The 24,854-nt window shown below is 62.6% G+C and carries 19 protein-coding genes; 13 read left to right on the forward strand and 6 right to left on the reverse strand.

The window, feature by feature from the left end:
- Positions 1–7 precede the first annotated feature (7 nt).
- Positions 8–3,193 carry a glycosyl hydrolase gene (locus tag B5520_RS00545; RefSeq protein ID WP_303048406.1) on the reverse strand — a complete coding sequence of 1,062 codons (3,186 nt, stop codon included), beginning with the start codon at positions 3,191–3,193 and terminating at the stop codon, positions 8–10.
- Positions 3,190–5,076, reverse strand: a complete 1,887-nt coding sequence (locus B5520_RS00550) for a glycoside hydrolase family 3 protein (protein ID WP_368483712.1) — start codon at positions 5,074–5,076, stop codon at positions 3,190–3,192. The genes B5520_RS00545 and B5520_RS00550 overlap by 4 nt, the downstream gene beginning before the upstream one ends.
- A gap of 171 nt (positions 5,077–5,247) precedes the next feature.
- Between B5520_RS00550 and B5520_RS00555 the strand changes: the two genes are divergently transcribed.
- The 11 genes from B5520_RS00555 to B5520_RS00600 all read left to right on the forward strand — a co-directional run bounded on the left by B5520_RS00555 (position 5,248) and on the right by B5520_RS00600 (position 19,310).
- Positions 5,248–6,507: an ROK family transcriptional regulator gene (locus B5520_RS00555; protein ID WP_079595124.1), complete on the forward strand. Its 1,260-nt coding sequence runs from the start codon at positions 5,248–5,250 to the stop codon at positions 6,505–6,507.
- Between the two features lie 315 nt (positions 6,508–6,822).
- Positions 6,823–8,340 (forward strand): ABC transporter substrate-binding protein, encoded by a 1,518-nt coding sequence (locus tag B5520_RS00560; protein ID WP_079595125.1) that lies wholly within the window; start codon positions 6,823–6,825, stop codon positions 8,338–8,340.
- 80 nt (positions 8,341–8,420) lie between these two features.
- Positions 8,421–9,356 (forward strand): ABC transporter permease, encoded by a 936-nt coding sequence (locus tag B5520_RS00565; RefSeq protein WP_254865462.1) that lies wholly within the window; start codon positions 8,421–8,423, stop codon positions 9,354–9,356.
- A complete protein-coding gene (locus B5520_RS00570; protein WP_079595127.1) occupies positions 9,353–11,188 on the forward strand; it encodes a dipeptide/oligopeptide/nickel ABC transporter permease/ATP-binding protein in 1,836 nt (611 codons plus the stop codon). Before B5520_RS00565 ends, B5520_RS00570 begins: the two co-directional genes overlap by 4 nt.
- Positions 11,185–12,072, forward strand: coding sequence for an ATP-binding cassette domain-containing protein (locus tag B5520_RS00575; RefSeq protein ID WP_079595128.1), 888 nt, complete (start codon positions 11,185–11,187; stop codon positions 12,070–12,072). The genes B5520_RS00570 and B5520_RS00575 overlap by 4 nt, the downstream gene beginning before the upstream one ends.
- 53 nt (positions 12,073–12,125) lie before the next feature.
- Complete coding sequence (locus B5520_RS00580; protein ID WP_079595129.1) at positions 12,126–13,679, forward strand: GMC oxidoreductase; 1,554 nt, start codon at positions 12,126–12,128, stop codon at positions 13,677–13,679.
- Between the two features lie 7 nt (positions 13,680–13,686).
- Positions 13,687–14,091: a C-glycoside deglycosidase beta subunit domain-containing protein gene (locus tag B5520_RS22945; protein WP_254865427.1), complete on the forward strand. Its 405-nt coding sequence runs from the start codon at positions 13,687–13,689 to the stop codon at positions 14,089–14,091.
- Entirely contained in the window at positions 14,088–14,981 is an 894-nt protein-coding gene (locus B5520_RS00585; RefSeq protein ID WP_254865428.1) for a sugar phosphate isomerase/epimerase family protein, read from the forward strand. The genes B5520_RS22945 and B5520_RS00585 overlap by 4 nt, the downstream gene beginning before the upstream one ends.
- On the forward strand, positions 14,978–16,558 hold the full coding sequence (locus B5520_RS00590; protein WP_368483713.1) for an MDR family MFS transporter: 1,581 nt from the start codon (positions 14,978–14,980) through the stop codon (positions 16,556–16,558). The genes B5520_RS00585 and B5520_RS00590 overlap by 4 nt, the downstream gene beginning before the upstream one ends.
- A gap of 1 nt (position 16,559) precedes the next feature.
- On the forward strand, positions 16,560–17,591 hold the full coding sequence (locus tag B5520_RS00595) for a Gfo/Idh/MocA family protein (RefSeq protein WP_176156711.1): 1,032 nt from the start codon (positions 16,560–16,562) through the stop codon (positions 17,589–17,591).
- 207 nt (positions 17,592–17,798) lie between these two features.
- A complete protein-coding gene (locus B5520_RS00600; RefSeq protein WP_104443404.1) occupies positions 17,799–19,310 on the forward strand; it encodes a DUF5597 domain-containing protein in 1,512 nt (503 codons plus the stop codon).
- Between the two features lie 163 nt (positions 19,311–19,473).
- On the opposite strand, the gene B5520_RS22655 is transcribed toward B5520_RS00600, so the two are convergent.
- Complete coding sequence (locus tag B5520_RS22655; RefSeq protein WP_176156712.1) at positions 19,474–19,743, reverse strand: hypothetical protein; 270 nt, start codon at positions 19,741–19,743, stop codon at positions 19,474–19,476.
- A 115-nt stretch (positions 19,744–19,858) separates the two neighbouring features.
- Here B5520_RS22655 and B5520_RS00605 point away from each other — a divergent pair, with 115 nt between their 5' ends.
- The gene (locus B5520_RS00605) at positions 19,859–20,035 is read left to right on the forward strand and encodes a CsbD family protein (protein WP_079595132.1); all 177 of its coding nucleotides are present in this window, start codon (positions 19,859–19,861) and stop codon (positions 20,033–20,035) included.
- 124 nt (positions 20,036–20,159) lie between these two features.
- Entirely contained in the window at positions 20,160–21,800 is a 1,641-nt protein-coding gene (locus B5520_RS00610) for a serine/threonine-protein kinase (protein WP_079595133.1), read from the forward strand.
- 81 nt (positions 21,801–21,881) lie between these two features.
- On the opposite strand, the gene B5520_RS00615 is transcribed toward B5520_RS00610, so the two are convergent.
- The 3 genes from B5520_RS00615 to B5520_RS00625 form a co-directional block, all read right to left on the reverse strand.
- Positions 21,882–22,841, reverse strand: a complete 960-nt coding sequence (locus tag B5520_RS00615; RefSeq protein ID WP_079595134.1) for a carbohydrate kinase family protein — start codon at positions 22,839–22,841, stop codon at positions 21,882–21,884.
- A gap of 103 nt (positions 22,842–22,944) precedes the next feature.
- The gene (locus B5520_RS00620; RefSeq protein WP_079595135.1) at positions 22,945–23,739 is read right to left on the reverse strand and encodes an ATP-binding cassette domain-containing protein; all 795 of its coding nucleotides are present in this window, start codon (positions 23,737–23,739) and stop codon (positions 22,945–22,947) included.
- On the reverse strand, positions 23,736–24,782 hold the full coding sequence (locus tag B5520_RS00625) for an ABC transporter permease (RefSeq protein WP_079595136.1): 1,047 nt from the start codon (positions 24,780–24,782) through the stop codon (positions 23,736–23,738). Before B5520_RS00625 ends, B5520_RS00620 begins: the two co-directional genes overlap by 4 nt.
- Positions 24,783–24,854 lie beyond the last annotated feature (72 nt).

Below are 24,854 nucleotides of genomic sequence, written 5' to 3' on the forward strand. Positions count from 1 at the left end.
CTTTTCACTAGTGGAAATTACGGTGGTGCTTGTAGATCAAGCTCAACGGGCCCAGTAGACCGGCCGGCAGGATTTCGGCTTCATGGTTGAACACGGCCGTCATAGGTGGGTACAGCGTCCCGTTGTTGCTGCGGGCTTCAGCAATCAGCCGGTTGCGCCACGGATTTGTGATACTGATTTCGATCCGGTTCGTCCCGGGTCTCAGCGCGCTGGTGGACGCCCTGTAGGGAGCAGTCCAGAGAATTCCTTCCTCTTGACCGTTGATCTTGATGTGCGCTACATCAGCAACATCGGCGAACTGGACTGCGTGCGGGAGGTGGGGGCCGTCGAGCTGGAACTCCACCACGTAAGTGGCCGTTCCGGAGAAGTGCTCCGCCCCGAGTCCGGGGTCGGTCCAATAGGTGGCGTGCGTTAGCTGTATCGGGTCGGAGCCGGGGACGGTGAGGGTCCATTCTCCCGCAACCTCGGTAACCCACTCCTTTTCCGGGCGTGGATCCGCTTCGCCTCTGAGAATGAAGAGCGAACCATAAGGGGGTAACCGCACGTCATAGCCGTCTCCGCCATCGGCGCCTTTGAGGGCCCATTGATTTGGTGTTACCGGGTCCCAGGCAACCAATCTGCCATCCATGTTTGGGATCGTCACGGTGGTGCGCAGCTCTTCGTTGACAGGGTTGGCGATGAAAAGCAGAGGTTGGTCGCCGTCCACCCAGCGAGCGATCCGCCGCACCCTGGAGTCGCCCACCATCATGCGTGGTGGGACATGTTCCCTGAGCACGGAAGACAGATCTGCGGTGGCGAAAACTTTGCCGCTGTTCGAGCTGTCCCAAATGAGGTTGCACAAACGCTCGTGCTCGGAGTCCTCGTCCGACAAGGAGCGCTTAGCCCCCGGACGTTCACCGACGACGGTGGCGCCCTGCTCCACCAATCGCAGGATCGCTTCGAGGGCTCTTGTGCTCATCCTGTTGCTGGCACCGCCGAGGTAAAAAAGCCTGTAACGGGATGTACCTGCCTGCAGTTCGCCCGCCTGGACATTCAAGACGGTACTGAGTGCATCCGGTCCGATGTAGTCGTAGTCGTAGTCAGCAGGAACGTCGTGGTTGCAAGTATTTCCGAAAAGGGCGGTGACGGGGGCTTCCTCGCCTATGAAGTAGGCGATATCCACGGCTGGCCGGCCAAGAGAAAGAAGATGCGAGCACCGGGCCAAATAGTCCACCCAGGGCTTGGCAGTGGACGCCCAGGTTTCATTGCGGGTAAAGGATTGCCCGAGCGAGGGCGCCAGAGCGATGCCGGGTGGTGGTACTTGGGTGGGTTGGTGTGGGGACGTATGGATGCAGAAGCGGGTCACACCGAGGGACAGTTGAAGGTCAGCGACATGCTTTAAAGACTTCGGCGAATCACTCCAGGGGTTCCGTCCTGAGGTGAAAGCTTCAGCGCCGGTGCGGCTGCGTCCGTAGACGTGTGCCACCGATGAGGCGCCCTTGAGGTCCGCTACGTAGGTAGGCGCGGGGCCCGCTTCAGAGCTGAAGGTCCACATGGCCCCCATGGGCACATCTGCGTGCGAGCGCATGGCCAGATCGTCGCCGAGCTGTGGCCTGCGGTCTTCCAGGGCTTCCGCGTAGTAGATCGCGCCGCGCTTATGTGCTTCTTCGGACAGTGTGCCGTAGTAGGACTCTGCGAAGACTTCAGCGAGCGTCCGCCGGAAGTCGGCGAGGAAGAGGTCGCTGGAATAAGCGTCCTCCACCAGGAACCCGGCTGTGGTAAGCATCCACGGGATCATGTCGTAGCCGCGAAGACGGCGGAATCCGGCATCGAGGTGATCCGTGATGTTCTGCAGTCCGGCCTCAATGCTGTCGCTGAGCAGGCCGTCGATCGGTGCGTCGCCGAACTGCGCCAGGTGGGTTGAGATGTAGCGCCGGACTCTTTCGCTATCAAGTTTGTCCACCTCGAGTCCTGTGGCTTGCGGGAGTGCCGGGCCGTTGGTCTGTCCGGTAAGGGAGGCTCCGAAGCGGACGATTCTCCAGGTCCCTTCAGGAAGCGGGCTCGTAAGCCTTCCCTGTGAGAGGTGTCCGCTGACGTTCAGGATTTCGGCCAGCGGAACCACCGCGAATGCTGCCCTCGGGTCGGTGTCAAGATGGTCGTAGTCGGGCGCGGTGGCGAAACCACTCTTTGCCTCCCGGTGGGCGGGCATGCCGGACTCGTAGAGGGCGAATCTTTTGACGGTGAACCCGGTGAGCGGCCGATAAACCGGCGGGGGCACCACCCCTTTCTCGAACGCCGCCAGAACCGTCGATATCCCGTCGGCCTGCAGCCGCAACCGGAAATGCGTCCCGGTAACGGCGGGGAACGACATGGTCCGCGAGGGGCATTGCGTCGCCGGCAACGTGCAGACGGTGACGTAACCGCCGTCGTCATTCTGGACCTGCAGGGTGGCGGTGGCGGCCGGAGCCGCACCGAAGCCGTGGGGGCCAGGGAGCTCGATGACACAGGAACGCACGGTCACGGGGGTTGCAAAGGACTGTTCGATCCAGGCCACCGAGTGGTTGTCCGGGTCGCGGGCCAGCCGGAAACCTTCGACGGCGGTGGCCTGGCTAGCGGTGACCGTTTCAGCAGGCGAGTCGGAAGTCCGGACGAACGCAGGCTCCAAGGCATCGTGGATGCTGTGGAACGGGATGGCCAAGGCAAAGAGGTCTTTGGCATCTCCCGAGCCTTCGTTCGGCTCGACTCCCCACCTGGGGATGTCCTGGTACGGCCCGGCGACGTCCGGGAGTCTGTTAAGTTGAATCAGCTCGCCGCCTTCCACCACGGTCTGCGACCACACCAGCTTGCGCATGGCATCGGCCTTATCAACCCACGGGGCTCCCGCGGCGCTCCACCCGGCAGAAGTGGCAACGGTGAAGTCCAGGCCGAGGCCGTGGGCCGTCGCCGCGGCAACGGCGATGGCTTCGCGCCACTGCTCGCTGCCTGGAATCACAGCTTCTTCCACTACAAGCGGATTACCAAGCGCGCCGTCGAACGTTTGAACACCTCGGACACCCACCGAGTGGAGCCAGCGAAGGTCTCCCCGAATGCCCTCGAGTTCCACGTTGCCGTCCATCCAGTGCCACCACGCACGCGGCCGTGCCGGATCCGGTGGATCAACGAACTCACTCCAAGGAACTTCGCTCAAGGAGTTCGTTCCGGCTGTCCCCTTCACTTCAGCATCCCGGACTCTTTCCGGGAAGGTGATGGGAGGGCCAGGCCGGCACCATAGGGGTAGAGCGGATCTTCGGTGTCGTTGGGGACGTCAGGATGGGAAGCTTCGACGGCGTCCATGGACCGGGGAAGCTCAATCGGCAACCGGCCTTTGGGCGGGATGGTGCCCGTCAAGGCGTCGAACAGGGCGGCGTCGGATGCACCGAAGTTGGCGGTGATGGCCGATGCGATGCCCTGGAAGGGGGTCAGGATTCCTGCCCGTTCCAGGTAGACGTCCAGGATCACAGGGAGTTCTGCTGCAAGGGCCCTCACCCGCGCTATGTCTTCCTCCGGGAAGTCGAGGCTTCCCTGGTGCGTCATGGCATCGAGGAAGTACTCGTTGCGTGGTTCGTAGGGAACAGACACCCGCACGAGGGCCACCTCGGCGTCTTTCCTGTCATCCACCAGGGTGACCCGGCCGCCGACAGCTTCCGGGTTGACTCCTTCGACATAGACGCGGGTGTCCGCCCGGAGCGGCAGCAACCCATCGTTCTTGAGGATGGTCACTGATTCCGCCTGGGCGCGGTGTCCGGCGTCGCGGAACTGAGCCGAACCGACCACCTCGTTGACAGCATCCACGTCAACGTAGGGATTGTCGAAGAGCCCGAGCTCGAATTTAACCCGGAGGATCCTCAGCACAGAAGCATCAACCCGTTCCGGAGACAACCTTCCGCCGGCCAGCAACTCAAGCACCAACTCCGTGCAGGATTCACCGCCAAGCTGGTCCACGCCGGCGTCGAAAAGTTTCTCCACCCGGTCAAGGGGACTCAGGTGCTCAACACCCCATGCCTTTGCGGGGAAGGGCAAACCGAAAGCCTCGCGATCGGTTACTAAGAGAAAATCTGTGAGGATGACGCCGTCGAAGCCGAGCTTTTCGCGAAGCAGTGACGTGATCAGGTACTTGTTGTACGAAAAGCCCACCTCCTCCACCTCTACGCCATCGATCACTAGGTCTTTCGCCAACGAGTAGTACGGCATGATCGCGCTTGTGCCCGCGGTGATCGCCGCACGGAACGGCGCCAGATGCTCTTCAAAGTTACCGCCGGGGTAGATCTGGGCTTTGCCGTATGGGAAATGTGGATCCTCTCCGTCTTCTTGCGCCCCTCCGCCTGGGAAGTGCTTCGCGGTGCAGGCGACACTGGTTGAGGAGAGTGCCTCGCCCTGCAACCCGGCGATGAAGACTGCAGCGCACTCAGAGGTCACATCCGACCTTGAACTGAAACTTTGGAGCTGCCTCGCCCAGCGTGGATCGGACGCTAAATCAATCTGCGGATGAACAGCCGCGCGGAACCCAACAGCGACGTACTCACTCCTGGCCACCTCGGCAAACTGTTTGATCACCTCAATATCCCCGATGGCTGCCAAGCCCATCGGTTCTGGCCATTGTGAAAACGAGCCCGTCGCAAAGGCCATCCCATCATTTTGCGCGAAACCGTGCCGAGGGTCTGTGATGAAGGTAATGGGGATGCCGTGGGGCGTCGTTTCCGCGAGTTCTTGCATGGCGTTCTGCCAACGGGCCATGTGTTCGCCCGAGGGAATGTGTCCTACGTACAAGTGATTTATGAGTTGGTCGACGACAAACCCCCTCGGCGTTTCCGGCCCGAAGTGTCCGGCGGTGTCATAATCACCGGGCTCGTTTACGTGCATCACAGAGCCGAAGAGCAGCCCCACTTTCTCTTCAACGCTTAAGCGCCCCAGGAGATCCGTGGCGCGAGTGACCGCATCCAGCCGTGGATCTTCGTACGGATCCAGCACTCCGTTTCCGTTTAAGTCCCGGTACTGGACGCCGTCTTCTGTGGTCCTGACAGATCGCCGCATGAGGCCTCCTTGTGTGATGGGTTTCATATAGTTTATCCGCTTACCGGAAAAAGTTATAGACTAGACCTGTTCAGCGCAAGCTAAAGTTGCGGATGGTGACCCAAAAAGCACCCAGACTGCCGGCGCTTGACCTCAAGCGCGGTCCGGCTGTCGCCGCGGGTCGCGTCAAGGTGCTGAAGGCGCTTGGAGGGAAAATCAATGGCCATAGAGCGGTACACCGGACTGGCATCAGTGCTGGAAACAATCCGGCGGCAGGACGGCATCACGCAGGCAACCCTGACCGACCAGGTAGGCCTGGGCCGCAGTGTTGTTGCCGAGCGGGTTGCGGAACTCGAACAGATCGGCATCATCCACTCCCCCGGGCGAGCTCCCTCTACAGGCGGGCGGACAGCCAAATTGTTGTCCCTCAACGCCCAGGCCGGCTACGTGGTAGGCGTGGACATCGCCTCGAATGAAATGGTCGTCAGCGCTTCCGATCTTGCCGGCGCCCTGCTGGGCACCCGCCACAGGGAACTATGCGACGTCCGGGAAGGGCCCACGCGGATCCTGGACCAGGTCAACGCCATCATCGAGGAAGTCGTCCGGGAGCAGAGCAGCAACAATCTGCTCGGGGTCGGCGTAGGCCTCTCCGGTCCGGTTAATTTCGACACCGGCACTCCCGTCGGCGTACCAGTCCTGCCCGGCTGGGATGACTACCCGGTGCGGGAAGAGCTTGCGGCGCGGTGGCCGGTTCCGGTCTGGGTAGACAATCGCGTAAATCTTCTGGCTTTGGCTGAAATCGAAAACAATCCGCGTGCGGCCAAAGCAAAGCACTTGCTCTACTTCGGAGCCGGCGCCGGGGTTGGAGCGGCCCTCATCACCCACGGCCGCCTCTACCGGGGCTCCCACGGTCTGGCCGGCTCCATTGGCCACGTGGCCGTTCCCGAGGCGGGAGTGGTTGCCTGCAGGTGCGGACGCACGGGCTGCCTGGAGGCAGTCACCAGTGGATGGGCGATCGAGCGGGACGGCCTGATGCTGGCTGAAACGGGACGCAGCCCCTACCTCGCGCAAGTCCTCAAGGAGACCGGACGCGTTCGCGCCTATGACGTGACGTTGGCCGCTGAGCACGAGGATGCTACCGCGAAAGAACTACTCAACCGAACAGCTGCGCTCCTTGGAAGCAGCTTGGCAACCCTGGTAAGTTTCTTCGCTCCTCACATGCTGGTTGTTGGCGGTGGCATTGCCCGGGCCAAAGACATTGTGCTGAAGCCCATACAGCAAGCAGTCCTGGAGCGGCTGCCCTCAACAGGTGCACCGGACCTGATCGTGGAGTTATCCGCCATTGACGAGCAGGTAGGCGGCGTCGTAGGTGCCGCTCAGCTTGTACTGGGCGAGCTCTTCTCCAAAGACAACCTCCCCGGGCTCCTCGAGCGGCTGACCCAACCCCTCAATCAGGGCAGGGAAGGGCTTTCTGCCTGATATTCCGAACTCCGGAAGAAGTTGTTGACTTATTCCGGTCACCGGATTATGTTTGTAACAGGCGCCACAAAGCGCTTTACCAGCAATATTGGCCTCGACGGCGAGGGAGACCATATGAAGCACACCCTCTGCATCCGTTGGCCCTGCGCCGGTAACGCAGACAAGGAATCTCCCGGATTCCCTGTCAAGCAAGGCGCCCTTCCACGGCATTTCAGCCAAAATTCACCGCAATACCTATCGATCTCCGTAGCGTTGTCGCCGGAGAACAGTCGGATCACTCGAAGCTGAGCTTTCGACGCCTTGTCTAGGAGAAACATGCGCAAACTAGTCGGCATTGCCGCCGTCACAGCCGTCCTGGCGCTTACCGCCTGCAACGGCTCCTCCCCTGGTGGTTCCACCGCCCCCACTGAGTTGGACATTGCAGCCATTGCACCGCCCGAGTCCTTCTCTCCGGGCAACTTCGGCACTGGCCCCACCACCCAGTTCCTTCAGCCCGTCTACGACTCCCTCTTCCGGAACACCAATGAAGGAGAACCGGCCGAGAACATCGTGACCAAGTGGTCTTACGATGACGCCAGGACCAAGCTCTCCCTCACCATCAGGGAGGGCGTCAAATTCACCGATGGCACGCCCCTGGATGCCGCCGCGGTGAAGGCCAATCTTGATTCCGCCCGCAAGGGTACCGGTGAAGCCGGTGGGCAACTGCGCTTCATCCAGGAGGTCACCGTCACCGACGCCACCAACCTCATGGTCACGCTCTCCGCTCCTGACCCATCGCTCGTGCCGAACCTGGGCGGAACCGCCGGTGTCCTTGCCAGCCCCAAAGCCTTGGGAACCGCGGAACTGGACACCACCCCCGTAGGTTCCGGCCCATATATCCTGGACGCAGCAAAGTCCCAGACCGGCATCAAGTACGTCTACACGCGAAACGCTGACTACTGGAACGCCAAAGACTTCCCGTTCGACACCGTCGAAGTCACGGTCTTCAACGACAACAATGCAATCCTCAACGCACTGCGGGCCGGTGAAGCAGACTTCGCAGTGGTGACCGACAAGGATTCGAACAGCCTCAAGTCCGCCGGCCTGAATATCCAGACCAGCCCCGCCTACACCACCAGCGGCCTTTACTTGTTCGACCGCAAGGGCTCCCTGGTTCCTGCGCTCGCCGAGCCGAAGGTCCGCCAGGCAATCAACATGGCCTTGGACCGCGACGCCATCCACGCGAAAGTCTTTGGCGGTAAGGGCAAGGCCACCAGCCAGGTCTTCAGTTCCACCAGCGACGCTTTCATCCCGGACCTGGACAAGAAGTACCCCTTTGATGTGGACGCCGCGAAGAAGCTTCTCGCCGACGCCGGTTACGCAAACGGCTTCACCCTGCCCATGCCGGATGTGTCACCCGTATATCCCGACCAGCAAGCGGCTGTGACTGAAGCGCTGACGGCTATCGGCGTCACACCGCAGTACCAGCCTGTGAACGGCCAGACGTTCATCTCGGATCTGTTGGCAGGAAAGTACCCCGCAGCGATTTTCGGCCTCAACAGCCCGCGCCCGTGGGATTTCGCCCAGATTGCGCTCACTCCCGAATCACTCTGGAACCCGTTCCACGTCTCCGATCCCACTGTGGTTGATCTGATCAACAAGGCCCAAGGCGAAACCGGTGACGCCCAAACCGAAACGTTCCGTCAACTAAACACCTATTTGGTGGAGCAGGCCTGGTTTGCGCCCTACATCCAGTCTGACAACGTCTTTGCAAGCACCACTGAAATCACTGTCACGCCGCAGCGCTATTCCACGCTGCCGCCGCTCTGGGGCTTCACAGCCTCGAAGAAGTAGGTGGGTGGCCGGCCCGTTCCAAGGCCGGCCTCCCCCCGCCAATCCCCTCATCTTCCGAAGCCCAAGGAGCTGCCGTGCTGATGTTTATCCTTCGCCGCCTGGCCTCAGGACTGGTGCTCATGTTCGTCATATCCACAGCGACGTTCTTCCTCTTGAACCTCACGGGGCAAGACCCTGTCCGTCAGGTTCTGGGACCTGTGGCTTCGGCCGAACAAGTTGAGGCCAAGCGCCAACAGCTGGGCCTCGATGAACCGTTAATCACCCAGTACTTCCAATGGCTCGGATCGGCCGTGCGCGGAGATTTGGGCCGGTCCTGGTTTACCAACCAACCTGTAGGAGAATTGCTCTCCCAGACGCTCCCGCCCACCTTGTCCATGGTGATCGGATCACTGATCCTCGCCGCCTGCTTCGGAACGTTGATCGGGGTCACTGCGGCGTTGCGCCGGGGCCGCCTGGATCGCGGTCTCCAGGTGGCGTCCACCCTGGTCCAGGCAATTCCAGGCTTCCTGGTAGCCCTGGTCCTGGCATTGGTTTTCGCTGTTCAACTTCGCCTGCTGCCGGCCACGGGGTTCACAGCCTTCAGCGATTCCCCCGGCAAGTGGCTTGCCTCCATCACGCTGCCGGTCATTGCGCTGGCGTTGGGTTCCCTGGCTTCCATTGCCCTGCAGGTCCGGGGGTCAATGATCGATGTCATGCAGCAGGACTTTGTCCGGACACTGCGCAGCCGTGGCCTCCCCGAGCGAAGCGTCGTGGTGAAGCACGCCTTGCGCAGCGCCGCCGGTCCGAGCCTCACCACGGTCTCCCTGATGTTCATCGTGGCCATCTCCAGTTCGGTGATCATTGAGAAAGTCTTCAATATCCCCGGAATCGGCACCCAGGCCAACAACTCAGCCAGCCGTGGCGACCTGCCCGTTGTGCTCGGGATCGTCCTGGTCACAGTGGTGCTCGTCGTCGTCGTCAATCTCCTCGTCGATCTGGCACAAGGCTGGATCAATCCGAAAGTTCGTGTCTCATGACCGATAACCTTGTCACCGGCACCCGCAAGTCGCTTGAAGTAGTTGGCTCCGCGCCACAAGGCGACAAACTGATCAAGAAGTTTCTTCGTGAACCCGCAGCGGTCATTTCCCTGGTGTTCCTGGCCTTGCTCGGGGTGGTGGCGATCCTCGCACCGTTGATCTCCTCCTACGACCCCACCGCCACCCGCCTCGCTGATGTCCTCGCGCCCCCTTTCACTCCCGAGCACCCACTGGGCGCTGACGGCGTGGGCCGCGACGTCCTGGCGAACCTTGTCTACGGCGCCCAAACCAGCCTTTCCAGTGCCGCGATCGTCATCGCCGTGAGCCTGCTGATCGGCGTACCCACCGGGCTCCTGGCGGGTTACCGCCAAGGGTGGATCGACGGCGTAAGCATGTGGATCAGTGGCGCGCTCCTCTCTCTGCCGGCCATCGTGGTGCTCCTTGTAGTACTGGCCCGTGTGGGACGCAGTACCTCACTTGCTCTGGTGGTGTTCGGCATACTGATCGCCCCATCGGTGTTCCTTCTGATCCGCGGCTCGGTCAGGGCCGTACGGGAAGAGCTGTACGTGGACGCAGCCCGGGTCTCCGGTTTGAGCGACATGCGCATCATGGTCCGCCACATCCTTCCGGTGGTTATCACGCCCACCATCATCCAGGCGGCCCTGTTGGCAGGTGCCGGCATCGGAATCGAAGCAGGCATCGCCTTCCTTGGCCTTGGCTCCTCTGACAAAGCCAGCTGGGGACTGATGCTCAATGACGCATCGCAAAACATCTTCAACGCTCCCTGGTTGCTGCTCTGGCCAAGTGTTGCACTGGTGTTGACCGTCATGGCCTGCACCCTGGTGGGCAACGGCTTCCGCGACGCCCTGGCGAACTACGGATCCTCGGCCGACCGCACCAAGACGGTAAAGGCAGCCAAACGCACCGGTTCCACTCCGGAACCGGCACGGCCGCTGGAAATGGCGCCTGTGGATCCGGGAGACACGCTCCTGGTCATCAACGACCTCCGGGTTTCCTATCCCCGCCCCAACGGTGAGACGTCCGACGTCGTCAAGGGCGTTTCCTTGAGGGTGGAGCGCGGCCAGATCCTTGGCCTGGTGGGAGAGTCCGGTTCGGGCAAATCGCAAACTGCCTTCTCGGTCCTGGGACTGTTGCCCGGGCAAGCCGAAATGACTGCCGGAACCTTGAGTTTCGCCGGAGCGGACCTGTTGCGGATGACTCCGAAGGAGCGCAACCGCCTGCGCGGCGCCCGGATCGGCTACATTCCCCAGGAACCGATGAGCAACCTCGATCCCGCCTTCCGCATAGGGTCCCAACTGACCGAGCCAATGCAGCACCACCTGGGCATATCGGCGAAGGCTGCCAAAGACGAAGCCCTCAAACTCCTCGCCCGCGTAGGCATTCCCGATCCTGAGCGCGTCTTCAAGTCCTACCCGCATCAAGTCTCAGGCGGAATGGCGCAGCGCGTGCTCATCGCAGGAGCCGTTTCATGCAACCCGGAGCTCCTCATCGCTGACGAACCCACCACCGCACTGGATGTCACTGTCCAGGCGGACGTGCTGGACCTCATCCGCAGCCTTCAGGCAGAACGCGGCATGGGCGTGGTCCTGGTGACGCACAACTTCGGAGTGGTTGCCGATCTCTGCGACCAAGTGGCCGTGATGCGCAACGGAGAAATCGTGGAGGTAGCCGCGGTCAATGACCTGTTCGCGAACCCCCGGGAAGAGTACACGCGCCTCCTCCTGGACTCTGCGCTCGATTCAACGTCGAACACTGCAGGCGACCACCCCATCGACCGAGGCCTGACCGCCGAGACAGAAGGTGCACGATGACTTCCGTCAATCAGACCCCCTCGCTTGAGGCAGAGCCCCTCCTGCGGATCACTGACCTGACCGTGGACTACAAGGTGGGTGGGTTCGGCCGTAAGCGGAGCTTCCGGGCCTTGCACGGGGTAAGCCTGGACATCAAGCCCGGGGAAACCCTGGGGCTGGTGGGCGAGTCGGGCTCGGGCAAATCAACAATCGGGCGTGCCGTGCTGGGCCTGGCTCCCGTGACCGGTGGCGATATCCGTTTCGATGGCAGGTCGATCACCAAGCTCGGCAAGAAGGAACGCCGGGCTCTGAGCAGCGATATCCAGGTGGTGTTCCAGGATCCCTACACCTCCCTGAATCCTTCAATGACCATCAGCGACATCTTGTCGGAGCCCATGCAGGTATCGGGCACCTCCCGCGCTGATGCCCAACAAAGGGTCCGGGAGCTGCTGGATGTGGTGAACCTGCCCTCCAACGCCAGCGCCCGCTACCCGAGGGAGTTCTCCGGTGGCCAAAGGCAACGCATCGCAATAGCGCGCTCCCTGTGCAGGAATCCCAAGCTCATTGTGTGTGATGAGCCCGTCAGCGCATTGGACCTGTCCACCCAGGCACGGGTTCTCCAACTCTTCGCCGACATACAGGAACAGACGGGTGTTTCGCTCCTGTTCGTTACCCACGACCTCGATGTGGTGCGGCACATCAGCGAGCGCGTCGCCGTGATGCGACGCGGAGAAATCGTGGAGACGGGCATCACGGAGCAGGTGATTGCCAAGCCGCTCCACGCCTATACCAAGGCCCTCCTCCTGGCCTCCCCCATCGCCAACCCGGCCCGCCAAGCCGAACGGCGCCGGGAACGACGACTTTTTCTTGACGCTCAACCCGCACTTTCCACAAGTGCCCGCTGAGTAATCCCCCGTGGGCCTGGCGCCCTCCCTTCTACAGACTTCTGGAGAACAGCATGACCACAACAGCAGTACCTTCAGCGCGCCCTTATCCGGCCGGCGTCGACGTCGCAATCATCGGAAGCGGCCCCGCCGGTGCCACCTATGCACGCATCCTTTCCGAACTCAGCCCCGAGGCCTCCATTGCCATCTTCGAGGCGGGTCCCACCATCAGCGATCCCCCCGGATCACACGTGAAGAACATCGCAAGCGTGGAGGACCGCGAAACCGCGCAGCGCCGTTCGGAAGGAAAAGTCAGCGCCCTGCCCGCCGGAGGGGACCTTGCTGAGTATGCCCGCGACGTCGCCCGCCCTGTGCGGCCCGGCACTTTCCTCCTCGACGACGGTTGGCAGCAGCCGGGCCAGGCTGGACTGCCTGGCCTCGCCTTCTCCAGCAATGTTGGCGGCATGGCAGCCCACTGGACCGGTGCGTGCCCCCGTCCCGGTGGAAGCGAGCGCATCGCGTTCCTTCCGAACATGGACGAACTCCTGACGGAGGCAGAACGCCTTCTCTCCGTGAGCGCTGAGGCCTTGGCTGATGCTCCGTTGGCCGACCTCGTCCGCTCACGGCTGTCCGCAGCGCTCGACGGCGGCCGCGAACCTGGGCGTCAGGTCCAGCCCATGCCGCTGGCGGTCCGCCGCACCGATGACGGCAGGTTCATCTGGTCTGGCGCGGACGTGGTGTTCGGCGACGAAACCCGGAACAACCCCCGGGCGCAGTTGTTCGACGAAAGCGTTGTTGTGCGGGTGCTGACCGACGGCAGTGAGGTCAGCGGCGTGCGGGTGCGTGACGACAAGACCGGGGACGAGCACGAGATTGCGGCCCGGTACGTCGTGGTTGCCGCGGATGCCCTCCGCGGCCCGCAGTTGCTGTTCGCCTCAGGTATCCGCCCCGAAGCCCTCGGCCGTTACCTCAATGACCAGCCTCAGATCGTCCACGCTGTACAGCTGACCGGCGTCGGGGACGATACTCCCGCGGCCTCGTCACACGACACCACCATCACCGCCCAGAGCGGCGTCAGCTGGGTGCCGTTCACCGATGAGCAGCCCTTCCACGGGCAGGTCATGCAGCTCGATGCCTCGCCGGTGCCGATCTCGGGTGACGTGATCCCTGGTTCGATCGTGGGCCTTGGATGGTTCTGCGCCAAAGACCTTCAAGCCTCCGATCGCGTTGAGTTCTCCGAAGACACCACGGACGCTTACGGACTGCCTGCGATGAACATCCACTACACCTTCACGGAACGTGATGAGCAGACGCTGTCCGCCGCGCGCGAATCCGTGATCGCCGCTGCGCGGTCCCTAGGCGAGCCGCTTGGGGAAGAACCGCTCACGTTCCCTGCCGGGGCCTCACTGCATTACCAAGGCACCTTGCGCATGGGCACCACCAACGACGGAACTGCCGTTTGCGATCCCACCGGGCAGGTGTGGGACGTCAAGGGGTTGTTCGTTGCCGGCAACGGTGTCATTCCGACCCCCACGGCCTGCAACCCCACCTTGACCGGCGTGGCCCTGGCCGTCGCCGGAGCACGCCACATTGCTGAATCAATCAACACCACGTCCACAGAGAAGTGAGGAAAACATGGTCCTCGAACGAGAACTGATCCAAAGCCGGGGCTTTCGCAACGTCCAGGAGGGTACTGACACGGTCGGCTTCGAGATAGCCCTCCGCATGCCCAACTACCGGGGCCTGTGGGGAAGCCTCATTGATGGGGCTTCTGTCACTGTTGATGGCCGGGAGTGGAGCCGGGAAGTACCGCGCTGGACACTCCAGGGACGCACTTTCAGCATCGAGGAGCTGCGCCGGTCCACCGACGTGCGTTGGCAGCTCGACGAACTGGCCACCATCACGGTACCCCTCGAAGGCGGCCTGGCCGTAGGTGTCCATGATGTGCGGGTCGATATCGCCTTGTACGCGCCCTACATCCCCGCAGAATTCCAACCGTCAATTTTCACGTCCCAGCGAAAGGTCACGGTCCTCGCATGAGCAACCTCAAGTACGGTGTCTCCCTGTACAGCTACACCGGTGACATCAACACCGTCCTCACCCTCGAAGATGCCATGGCACAGATCGCCGACATCGGGGCGACAGGGATCGAGATCCTCGGCGAAGGCCACATACCCAACTACCCGGAGCCGTCCACGGCATGGATCGACCAATGGTACGGGCTGCTCGAAAAGTACCAGCTTGAACCCACCAACTACGGGTCTTGGATCGATTCCAGCTTGTGGCGTCACCGCGACCTCACGGCCGATGAGGGTGCTGTGATGCTTGCCCGCGATCTCCGGCTGGCCCATCGCCTCGGCTTCACCTCAGTCCGGCCGAAGATCGGGGTAGTGTCCATGGATTTGCGCCCCCACCCGATCTGGGAGGAGGTGATTGAGCGCAACCTCGATCTCGCGGCGGAACTGAACCTCATTATTTGCCCTGAAATTCATGCGCCCACTCCCATCAAGCACCCCGTGGTGGACGAGTACATCGAGTTCATCGAACGGACCGGATCGAAGAACTTCCGCCTGCTGATCGACACCGGAATCTTCCAAAGGGCAATCACCACCGCAAAGCATGACGGCCTCAGCGAAGAAGCCCAGGAAGAAGGCTGGCGTAAACCCCTGGCCGTTCCCATGTCGGACTTGGTGGATGTTCTCCCCTACGTGTCCTTCATTCAGGCCAAGTTCTTCGACATCGGCGATGACCTTGTTGACGGCCAAATACCTTGGCGCGAGATCCTTAAGACCCTGAAGGAGAACGAATGGTCGGGTTACCTGTCCAGCGAATACGAAGGCGATCGGTTGCCTTACCGATCCATTGAACAGGTCCGGCGGCAGCACGCGCTTCTGCACAGCCTGGAGGCCGAGATCGACGGGACGCCGTGACCGAAGTCCACAACAGCAACCAAAGCACCCACCAGATCTCTGCCACACGCCTGCGGCTCCTCATGGCAGCGCTCCTGGCGGTGTCATTCCTTGGGGCCCTGGATCACACCATCGTTTCAACGTCATTGGCCACAGTGGCCGGCGAGCTTGGCGGCCTCCAGCACATGAGCTGGGTGGTGGTCGGCTACACGCTGGCCAGTACCGTCCTGCTCCCGGTCCTCGGTGGGCTGGGTGACCGGGTCGGCCCACGGATGGTCTTCCTGGTTGCGCTGGCTGGCTTTGTTGTGGCGTCGTTCGCTTGTGGCTTCGCGCACGACATGACGCAGCTGGTCGTCGCCCGGGTCTTCCAGGGCATGAGCGCCGCCGGACTCCAGCTGATGTCGCAGACAATCGTCGCCGAGGTGGCAACACCAAGGCAACGCCCGCAATACCTGTCACTGATCGGGGCCGCCTTTCCGGTGGCGATCCTGATCGGGCCGCTCCTCGGAGGCCTGATCACAGACTACTGGGGGTGGCCCTGGGTCTTTTGGATCAACGTCCCGGTGGGGCTGGCCGCGCTTCTCCTGGCAGTCATTGCCGTTCCGCACATCGAACCGGCGGGCAAGAAACGGTTCGACGGCGTTGGTGCACTTTTGCTCACAGCTGTCCTTGTGGCGGTGGTACTGGCAGTTGCGTGGTTCAGTTCAGCGAACTCCTCGGCGTGGATCGCCGTCGGTGCCGGCGCAGCGGCGCTGGCGGGCCTGATCGCCGTCGAGCGTGGCCAGTGCAACCCCATCATTCCGGTTGGCTTGTTCCGCAACCGCACCTTCAGTGCAGGCGTGGGACTCTCAGCAGTCATGGGTGCCGGACTCATCTCAGCTACGGCGTACCTCCCAACGTATTTCCAGATGGCATATGGCGTGAGTGCCACCATCTCAGGGCTGGTCCCCATCGCAACCGTGCTTGGAATGTTGGTGGGCAACCTGGTGACGGGTTGGCTCGCTTCAAGGACAGGCCGCTACCGTGGCTTTCCGATCGTCGGAACGGTGATGGGAGCGCTCGGACTCGGAGCCATGTCCGTGCTCCCGCAAGGTGCGCCGCTGTGGGTCCCGGCGTTGATCATGGCGTTCGTCGGCCTCGGCACGGGAGCGTTCATGAGCCTGGCCATTGCAATCGTTCAAAGTGCTGCACCACGCAGTGAACTCGGCACCGCAACAGCAACCGCCGGGCTGAGCGGCCAGATTGGATCCACCATCGGCTCGGCCGTAGTGGGCGGAGTAGTGGGGTTCGGCGTCGCGTCGCTCCTGCCGACCGGGCTCGATTCCCACACCCTCACCCCGGCCCTGGTCCACGCCGCAGATCCCGCATTGCAGGCAGAAATCGCCTCCATTTACCACGACGTGTTCTCTCCTGTTTTCCTTTCCCTGGCGGGCGTCTACATCCTGGGCTTCATTGCCGCGCTGCTGCTGCCCGATGGACGCCTTTCCGATGAACCCGCCCCGGCAGGGGAACCTGCCGACCTGGACGACTCAGCCGATCTGGACGACCCTGCCGACCTGGACGACCCTGCCGATCTGGCACTGGAAGCAAAGGAATGACGTGCCCCACAACAACACCGTGAGATGGGGGCTCGCCGGCACGGGAACCATTGCCCGCGAATTCGCGCAGGCCCTTGCTGAAGTCCCCTCTGCCTTCCTCGCTGCTGCAGCCTCCCGGACCGCCGCGGCCTCGGGGAAGTTCTGTTCCGAGTTCGGCATCCCCAAACAGCACCTGTCGTTCCAGGACCTTGCCCATGACCCCACCATCGACGCGGTGTACGTTTCAACCCCGGCAGGATTGCATCACGAGCATGCCAGGCTGTTCCTGGAGGCGGGCAAACACGTCCTGGTGGAAAAACCCTTTACGTCCAGCCACGCCGAAGCCCTCGATCTGTCCCTGGCTGCCAAGCGATCCGGGACGGTGCTGATGGAGGCCATGTGGTCCCGGTTCCTGCCTGCCTTCGTTGAGCTGAAGCGGCTGGTGGACGACGGTGCAATCGGAGTGGTCCGGAAGGTTGAAGCGTCCTTCGGTTTTCCGATTCCGGAGGCGGGGCCGCGGGCGCGGCCACAGTTGTACGATCCCGCACTGGGCGGGGGAAGCCTGCTGGAGATGGGTGTTTACCCTGTTCAGCTCTCGCACTGGCTCCTGGGTGATGAACCGGCCGTCGCCGCTTTTGGCTGCCGCAGCACCAGTGGGGTGGACCTGGACACGACGGCGCTTCTTTCCTTCAGCGGCGGTGCAACCGGATACATCAGCTCATCAATGTCCACGGTGCTTCCCAATAACGCACGGATACTGGGCACTGAAGGCATCATCCAACTGCCGGCCCCGCACCATTGTCCCAACGGTCTCACCGTTTCACGCTACAACCCCTCGGGGCCGGGACTCCAGCAGTCCCACACCATTGACGCGCCCATTGTTGGCGGCGGACTCAGGTACGAAATTCTCGAGTTCCAAGGGCTCATGGAAGCCGGCACCCCCGAGAGCTCCGTGATGCCCCTGGGCGACTCCCTGGCCATCATGCGCACACTGGACCTCATAAGGCGCCAGATTCACAACCGTTTTCAGGAAGATCTTCACTGTGAAAGTTAAGGTACAGCCTGAGCGGATCTTGGCAACCATGACCCGGGACACGATTTAAACCCGCTACACAAGTATTAAGGACTGATCACCATGCCACACCAGAACCTCCCGCGACTAGAGCGCACGGGCGGCCACACCCGTCTCATTGTTGAGGAAAAGCCATTTCTCTGCATTGGGGGTGAACTGCATAATTCGAGCGCGTCAGACCGGAGCTACATGTTGCCTATCTGGGACAAGCTGGCAAAAGCAGGGGTCAACACCGTGATCGCTCCTGTGTCCTGGGAACAAATAGAACCGGTGGAGGGACAACTCGACTTTTCAATCGTGGACGGTTTGGTGGAAGACGCCCGGTCCGCCGGCGTCCGTCTGGTAATGATCTGGTTCGGGGCGTTCAAGAACGCCTTCTCCACCTACGCCCCCGGGTGGGTTCGCGCTGATCGTGACCGTTTTCCGCGCGCGGACAGGGGCGCTAAACCGCTGAAGACCCCCTTCTCCTATCCCGGATCAATGCCGCGGCCAAGCTTGTCCGTCTTCTCTCGCGATCTTCTTGAAGCGGACCGAACTGCCTACACGGCCCTGTTGAGGCATGTGGCCCTGATCGATCCGGACCACACAGTCATCATGGTTCAGGTTGAGAACGAAGTGGGGCTGTTGGGCGCAGGAAGAGACCATAGCGCGCTGGCCGAGGCCGCGTGGAATGCACCGCTCCCCGAGCAACTGATGACTGCGGTCTCCGAAGCTCCGGATTCCTTTGACCTTGAGCTGGTGCAGGCCCTCGGCGCAAATCCGGACCGCAGCAGGAGCTGGGCGGACCGTTTCGGCGATGACAACCCCATTGCTGAAGAGACCTTTATGGCGTGGGGATTTGCATCCTTTGTGGGAGGTCTGGCGGCTGCCGGAAAAGAAGTATTGCCCCTCCCCGCATACGCAAATGCCTGGATCGGCCCCCAACGTGGTCAGGACTTGCCCGGCCAGTACCCTAGCGGCGGACCAACGGCCCGGATGGTCCCCGTGTGGCGGGCCGCGGCGCCGGCCATCGACTTCCTGGCCCCGGATATTTATGTTCCCAACTCGGCAGAAGTCATGCGGCAATACGCCACCGATTCCAATCCCTTGTTCATCCCTGAAGCGCGGTTTCGCGCTGGAGATGCCTTTCTGGCAATTGGCGGCTTTGGAGGCCTCGGCTACAACGTCTTCGGTGTGGAAGAAGGCAGGGAAGGCAACCAATTCAGCACCGCCTGCTCCATCATTACGTCCCTTACTCCTGAGATAGTTGATGCCCAGCGCGACGGCCGGATTTTTGGTTTCGCCCTAGACCCGGACGAGGAATCCATCCGGACCGACCTGGTGGATACCGGCATCACTGTTCGCAATTCCAGGAAGCTCCTCGAAGATATGCTCCTGGACGCGGGTGTGCGGGTCCCACCCGCGCCCGAACTCCTGGAGGAAACGGTTGCCGCCACCCATGGCCCCACCCCAGGAGACGCCCGTCCCTTCGGGATGGTCCTGGCCATCAGTCCCACCGAGTTCATCGTGGTGGGCCAAGGAGCGCAGGTGGACTTCCACAAGCTTGGTTGTGACGTTGAGCTTGATTCAGTGAGGGAGTTGGTGATGACCGACGCCGGGCTACAGGAAGGACGATTCCTCAACGGGGACGAACGCCTTGAAATCCTTTCCGACAAGCACATCAGGGCCGTGAAGGTCCGTCTCCTAATTACCACGAGCTAATAACCACCAGCTCACAACCGAGTAGCGGTGTCCCGCAGACTCCTGATCGACAGGCCTAGATTCCAAACTGCCCGTGGCAGCAGCACTGCCGCACGGCGTTTGGCTCCCACGAGCCTTTCAGGCTCGAATCCTGTCTGATGCGCAGGAGGGAACGGCGAGTGAATCAGCGGTCGACGGCGGCGGGATCGACGGCGGTGGCGTCGCCCTCGATCCGGACACCTCGAATGACCTCTTCACCGGGGACGCAGCCGCAGGAGAGCTGCGTGCAGCCGAGGTCCTTTGCGGTGGGCGCCGGCACCGGCATCTCGTATGAGCCCGGCGCACCGCTGGCCACCAACCTCAGCAGCTTCCTGCTGTATTCGCTGGTGACGTCGACGGCTGATGCGAATAATTGCTCTAGTGCAGGGTTCCACGGCAGCCCGGCACGTCGCACCGTTTACGTTCCCGAATGGTCAAGAACCGGATAGGCACTTGAAAACAGGATCCTAAGCATGCTTATTATGTTTGTAGCCGAATGCGAACGGCTGCCAACCAGAGGAGGAAACACCATGGGATTGGGCGACAAGATCGAAAACGCTGCCGAGAAAGCCGGCGGCAAGGGCAAGGAAGCGGCAGGCGCGGCCACGGGCGATGAGAGCCTGCGGACCGAGGGGCAGTCCGACCAAGCCAAAGGTGATTTGAAGCAGGCCGGCGAGAAGGTCAAGGACGCTTTCAAGAAGGATTGACCAAGCTGCAACGAGGGGCGCACTCAGCGAACGGGGTGCGCCTTTTGTTGTCTCCGCAACGAGCAGAACAGCGATAGCAAATACCGCCGGATAAGAACGGCCAGAAACGCCTACGGGAGCTCGCATGACGGAAGTACAGAGGTCGGCGGTAACCGGCCAACTTTTCTGCCGGCGATATCGGCTTCAGGAGCTGGTCGGCCGCGGCGCCGCCGCAGGCGTGTACCGGGCCCTGGATGAAGCCCTGGGCCGGGAGGTGGCGCTTAAGGTCTTCTCCAAGGAGGGCGGCGAGCCCGAGTTGCTGGCCCGCCAGGACGCCGAAATTCGGATTCTTGCCTCCCTGATCCATCCGTCCCTGGTGACTTTGTTCGACGCCGGCACCGATCCGGACACGGAGCGGAGCTTCGTGGTGATGGAGTATGTGCCCGCCCCTGACCTCCGCCGTAATCTGCGGGACGGGCCCATGGACCCCGCCGAAATCGCCACCGTGGGCTCGGATCTGGCAGCTGCCTTGGACTACGTCCACAGCCGCGGCGTGATCCATCGGGACCTCAAACCGGGGAACGTGCTTCTCTACAACCCCCGGCCCGGCCAGCCCTATACGCACTGGCGGGCCAAGCTCGCGGATTTCGGAATCGCCCGGATGATGGAGGAGGACCACCTTACGGGGCCAGGCCGCATGGTCGGCACTGCCGCGTACCTAAGCCCAGAGCAGGCTCTCGGCGAGGCTTTGAACGGTGCAAGCGACGTCTATTCCCTGGGTCTGGTACTGCTGGAATGCTTCACACGCCAGGTTGAGTTCCCTGGCAACCAGATCGAATCGGGCGTGGCGCGGCTCCAAAGGAGCCCCGTCATCCCCGACAGTGTTGGCGCAGGCTGGAAGGCCCTGCTAACTGCGATGACTGCCCGGCAACCCGCCGACCGGCCAACCGCGGCAGAAGCAGCGACCGCACTGCAGCGACTGGCCCTGCAGGACGACACGCACGCCGCCTCCGTGACAGCTGCTGACATCGAACCTACGGAGCGGAATGTCAGGAGTACAACGACTCCCGTGCCCCCGCCGTTGCCGCCGCATCCGCCAACCGCTGCTGCCCGGCCGTTGCGCAAACCCGGAAAGCGCGCCCGGGCTGCTCTCGCCGCGTCCATCGCGGCCGTCCTCCTCGCCGGAGGCACAGCTGCAACCCTGGGCGGTGAGGGCACGGTCCAGTCGGCTTCACCTGCCGGGCCGGCAGTACCGGTGCAAAACAACCCAGTCGATTTTCACCTTGACCAGCTCGAAACCGCCCTCAAGCCCTCCCCTGCTTTCCAGTCCACACTCAACCGGGTGCGCCAGGCGGTGATCAAAGGCGACCTTCAAACTGCCCTCACCCAATTGGACCGGCTGGAAAAGGATGTAAGTGATGAAGCAGTCAGGAACGGGGTGACGTTCGAAAAATACCGGAGCACCACCGAGGCCATCCGCCTGGTCCGCAACGACCTGCAAACACTCCTCACCGCTTCTGCCGGACCCAGCGCGGACGCAGTCCCCGCAGCCCCCGGCCCCGCGCCGGTCACAACTGCAGACCCCGTTCCTGTTTCCAATCCCCTACCCGCGCCCGTCATTACCGTGGAAATCCCGGCCGGTGCACAGGCAGGTAATACCCCTCCCGGGGAGCAACAGGACCAAACCACGAACGAAGAACAAACCAACACAGGTGGAGGCCTCGACAACGAAAAGTCCAAGGCCGGCAAGCCCAAAGATCACGGGGGCGGCAAAAACAAGGACTAACCCACGCTCGGGTCCCGAGCAGGCGCACCCGGCTCCCCTCGGTAGGTGAAATGCAGGGCAGCCTCCTGTTGATGATGTGCTTCAGGCACCTGCATATTGAGCAGGGGCATGGGCTTCGACTGCGGCGTTCAGTTCCTCAAGGGTCGGTGGGTTCGCTCCGGGGCGCTGCACGGTGATGGCCGCGGCTGCGGCTGCGGTGTGTCCCAGCTGCTCCAGGACAGCTGGGGCGAATCCTTCGGTTCCTCGGGTGAGGAAGCCCAGGATCAGGGCTGACATGTAGGAGTCCCCGGCGCCGATGGTGTCTGCGACTGTCGTTTTCACCGCAGGGATGCTGATGTTGGCGTCGGCGGATGTGAACTGTGAACCTTCGGCGCCCCTCGTAATGACGGTCAACCGGGTGCCTAGTCCGAGGATGTGTGCCGCGGTTTCGTCCTGGCTTTTCCGGGGGTACAGCCACTGGGCATCCTCATCGCTGAGTTTGACCACGTCCGTGAGGGCCACGAGCTCTTCAAAAATCGCTTTCGCTTCCGTGTGGCTGCCCAGCAGGGCGGGCCGGATGTTGGGGTCGTAGGTGATCATGCAGTGCCGGTGGGCCTGTTCGAGCAGGGCTTTTACCGCGCTGGCGCCTGGGCTAAGGAACGTGGCAATTGATCCCGTGTGCAGGATTTTGGGGAAGTACGCGGGCGGCGTGGGGGCCAGATCCCAGGAGATATCGAAGTCATATGTGGCGGAGCCGTCCGGTGCGAGGGTCGCTGTTGCAGACGGCGTCCGGGTGAGGGATTTTGAGCCGGGTAGAAGTGTGACTCCTGCGCTTCGGAGATGGTCTTCGATGGCGGTCCCCCAGGCGTCCGGGGCGATGGCCGTGAGCAGACCTGTGGTGACGCCAAGGCGGCCGAGTCCGTAGGCGACGTTGGCCGGCGAGCCGCCCGGGTGTTCCACCTGGCCGTCTGAGGTGGTGACCACGTCGATCAGCGCTTCGCCTACGACAGTGACGTCAAGCGTCGGGTGAGCGTCGGGCCGGGCTGTTGTGAGGTAATCCATGGTCTGTCTCTCGTGGGGATCTGATGGGGTGGGGGCTGTTCAAGCGACGTCAGTCCGCGGACCGGTAACCGGCGCGCGGACCGACGTAAGGGCGGCAGTTGGTTTAGGCGCTGGCTGCGCCGGTCATTATCGCAACTGCTTCGGTCATGTTGTGGGTTTGTGGCGTGATCGTGGCCGCGCATTTGCCGAGGCGCTGAATGTGGATCCTGTCTGCCACATCGAAGACGTGGGGCATGTTGTGGCTGATGAGGATGACCGGCAGGCCGCGGTCCCGGAGGTCCCGGACCAGCTGCAGGACCTGGTTGGATTCGCGGACGCCCAGTGCCGCCGTCGGCTCATCCAGCACGACAACTTTGGAACCGAAAGCCGCGGCGCGGGCAACGGCGACAGCCTGGCGCTGGCCGCCGGACAGGTTCTCCACGGGGACGGTGACGTCTTGGAGGGTGGAGATGCCGAGCCGGGTGAGCTCGTCCTTGGCTTTGCGGCGCATTCCCTTCGTGTCAAGGACGCGGAAGAGTTTGCCCAGCGGACCGGGGAGCCGCTCTTCCCTGCCGAGGAACAGGTTTGATGCCACATCGAGTGCCGGCGACACCGCAAGGTTCTGGTATACGGTCTCGATGCCGTGGGCGCGGGCGTCCTGCGGCCGTTTGAAATGCACCGGCTGTCCTGAGACGAAGAGTTCGCCGGAATCCGGGACTTCCGCCCCCGTGAGGCATTTGATCAGGGTTGATTTGCCCGCACCGTTGTCGCCGATGACTGCCAGGACTTCGCCCGGGTACAGGTCGAGGCTGACGCCGTCCAGGCCGACGACGCGTCCGAACGTTTTGACGAGGTTCCTGGCCTTCAGGATGGGCTCGCGGGTGACGGTGTGGGTGGCTGCTGATTCTGTCATGGTCATGACTTGACCTTTCGGATCCACTGGTCGATGGACACAGCGAGGATGATCAGGACGCCCACCGCGAGGGTCTGGTACAGAACGTCCAGGCCGGCGAGGGAGAGTCCGTTGCGGAAGACGCCGACGATCAGGGCGCCGAGGAGGGTTCCCCAGACGGAGCCGCGGCCGCCGAAGAGGCTGGTTCCGCCGATCACGACGGCGGTGATGGAGTCCAGGTTCAGGTCCACACCGGCGTTGGGGCTGGCTGCGTTGGTACGGCCGATCTGGATCCAGGCGCCGATGGCCAGGACGGCGCCGGCGGCGAGGTAGACGCTCATGAGGACTTTGTTCACGGCGATGCCGGCCAGGCGGGCGGCTTCCTTGTCATCGCCCACGGCGTAGACGTGCCGGCCCCAGGCGGTTTTGCCCAGGATGAATGCGATGGCCACGTAGAGCAGAAGCATCACGACGACGCCTGTTGAGATGCGCACCGGCCCTACGGGGAAGGTGCTGCCGGTCCAGGTCAGCAGGTCCGGCATGGCCGAGCCGCGCACGGTGGCCCCGTTGGAGTAGAGCAGTGTCAGGGCGATGAAGATGTTCAGCGTGCCCAGGGTAACGATGAAGGGTGGGAGCCGGAACCTGGTGACCAGGAATCCGTTCAGGGCTCCTGTCGCGAGTCCGACCACCAGGCCTGCGAGCAGGGCAACAGGGGCGGGCAGTCCGTTGTTGACGGCGAGCTGCGCCACGACCATGGAGGAGAGGATCATGACGGCGCCGACGGACAGGTCGATGCCGGCCGTGAGGATGATGAGTGTCTGGGCGATGGCCAGGGTGCCGACGACGGAGACCTGCTGGGTAATCAGTGAGAGGTTTTCGACCCGCAGGAATCTGTCATTGAGCAGGCCGAACACGACCACCGCGATCAGAAGGACAAGGGCGGGGCTGACGGCGGGGTAACGGTGGAGGATGTTGCGGATGCGGCTGAGCGGTGTCTGGCGGTCAAGGAATTCCTCCGCCAGGTCGGCATGCCCGGCGCTGGGCGGGCCGGCGGTCTGTTGCTGGGTCACGGTTGGTCCTGATCTTTGGTGATGGTTGCTGGCGCGTAGCTAACGCGGAAGTGGAGCGCCGGGGAGGCCGGC

Origin of the sequence: Arthrobacter sp. P2b (genome assembly GCF_900168295.1) — a bacterium.
Classification (GTDB): Bacteria; Actinomycetota; Actinomycetes; order Actinomycetales; family Micrococcaceae; genus Arthrobacter.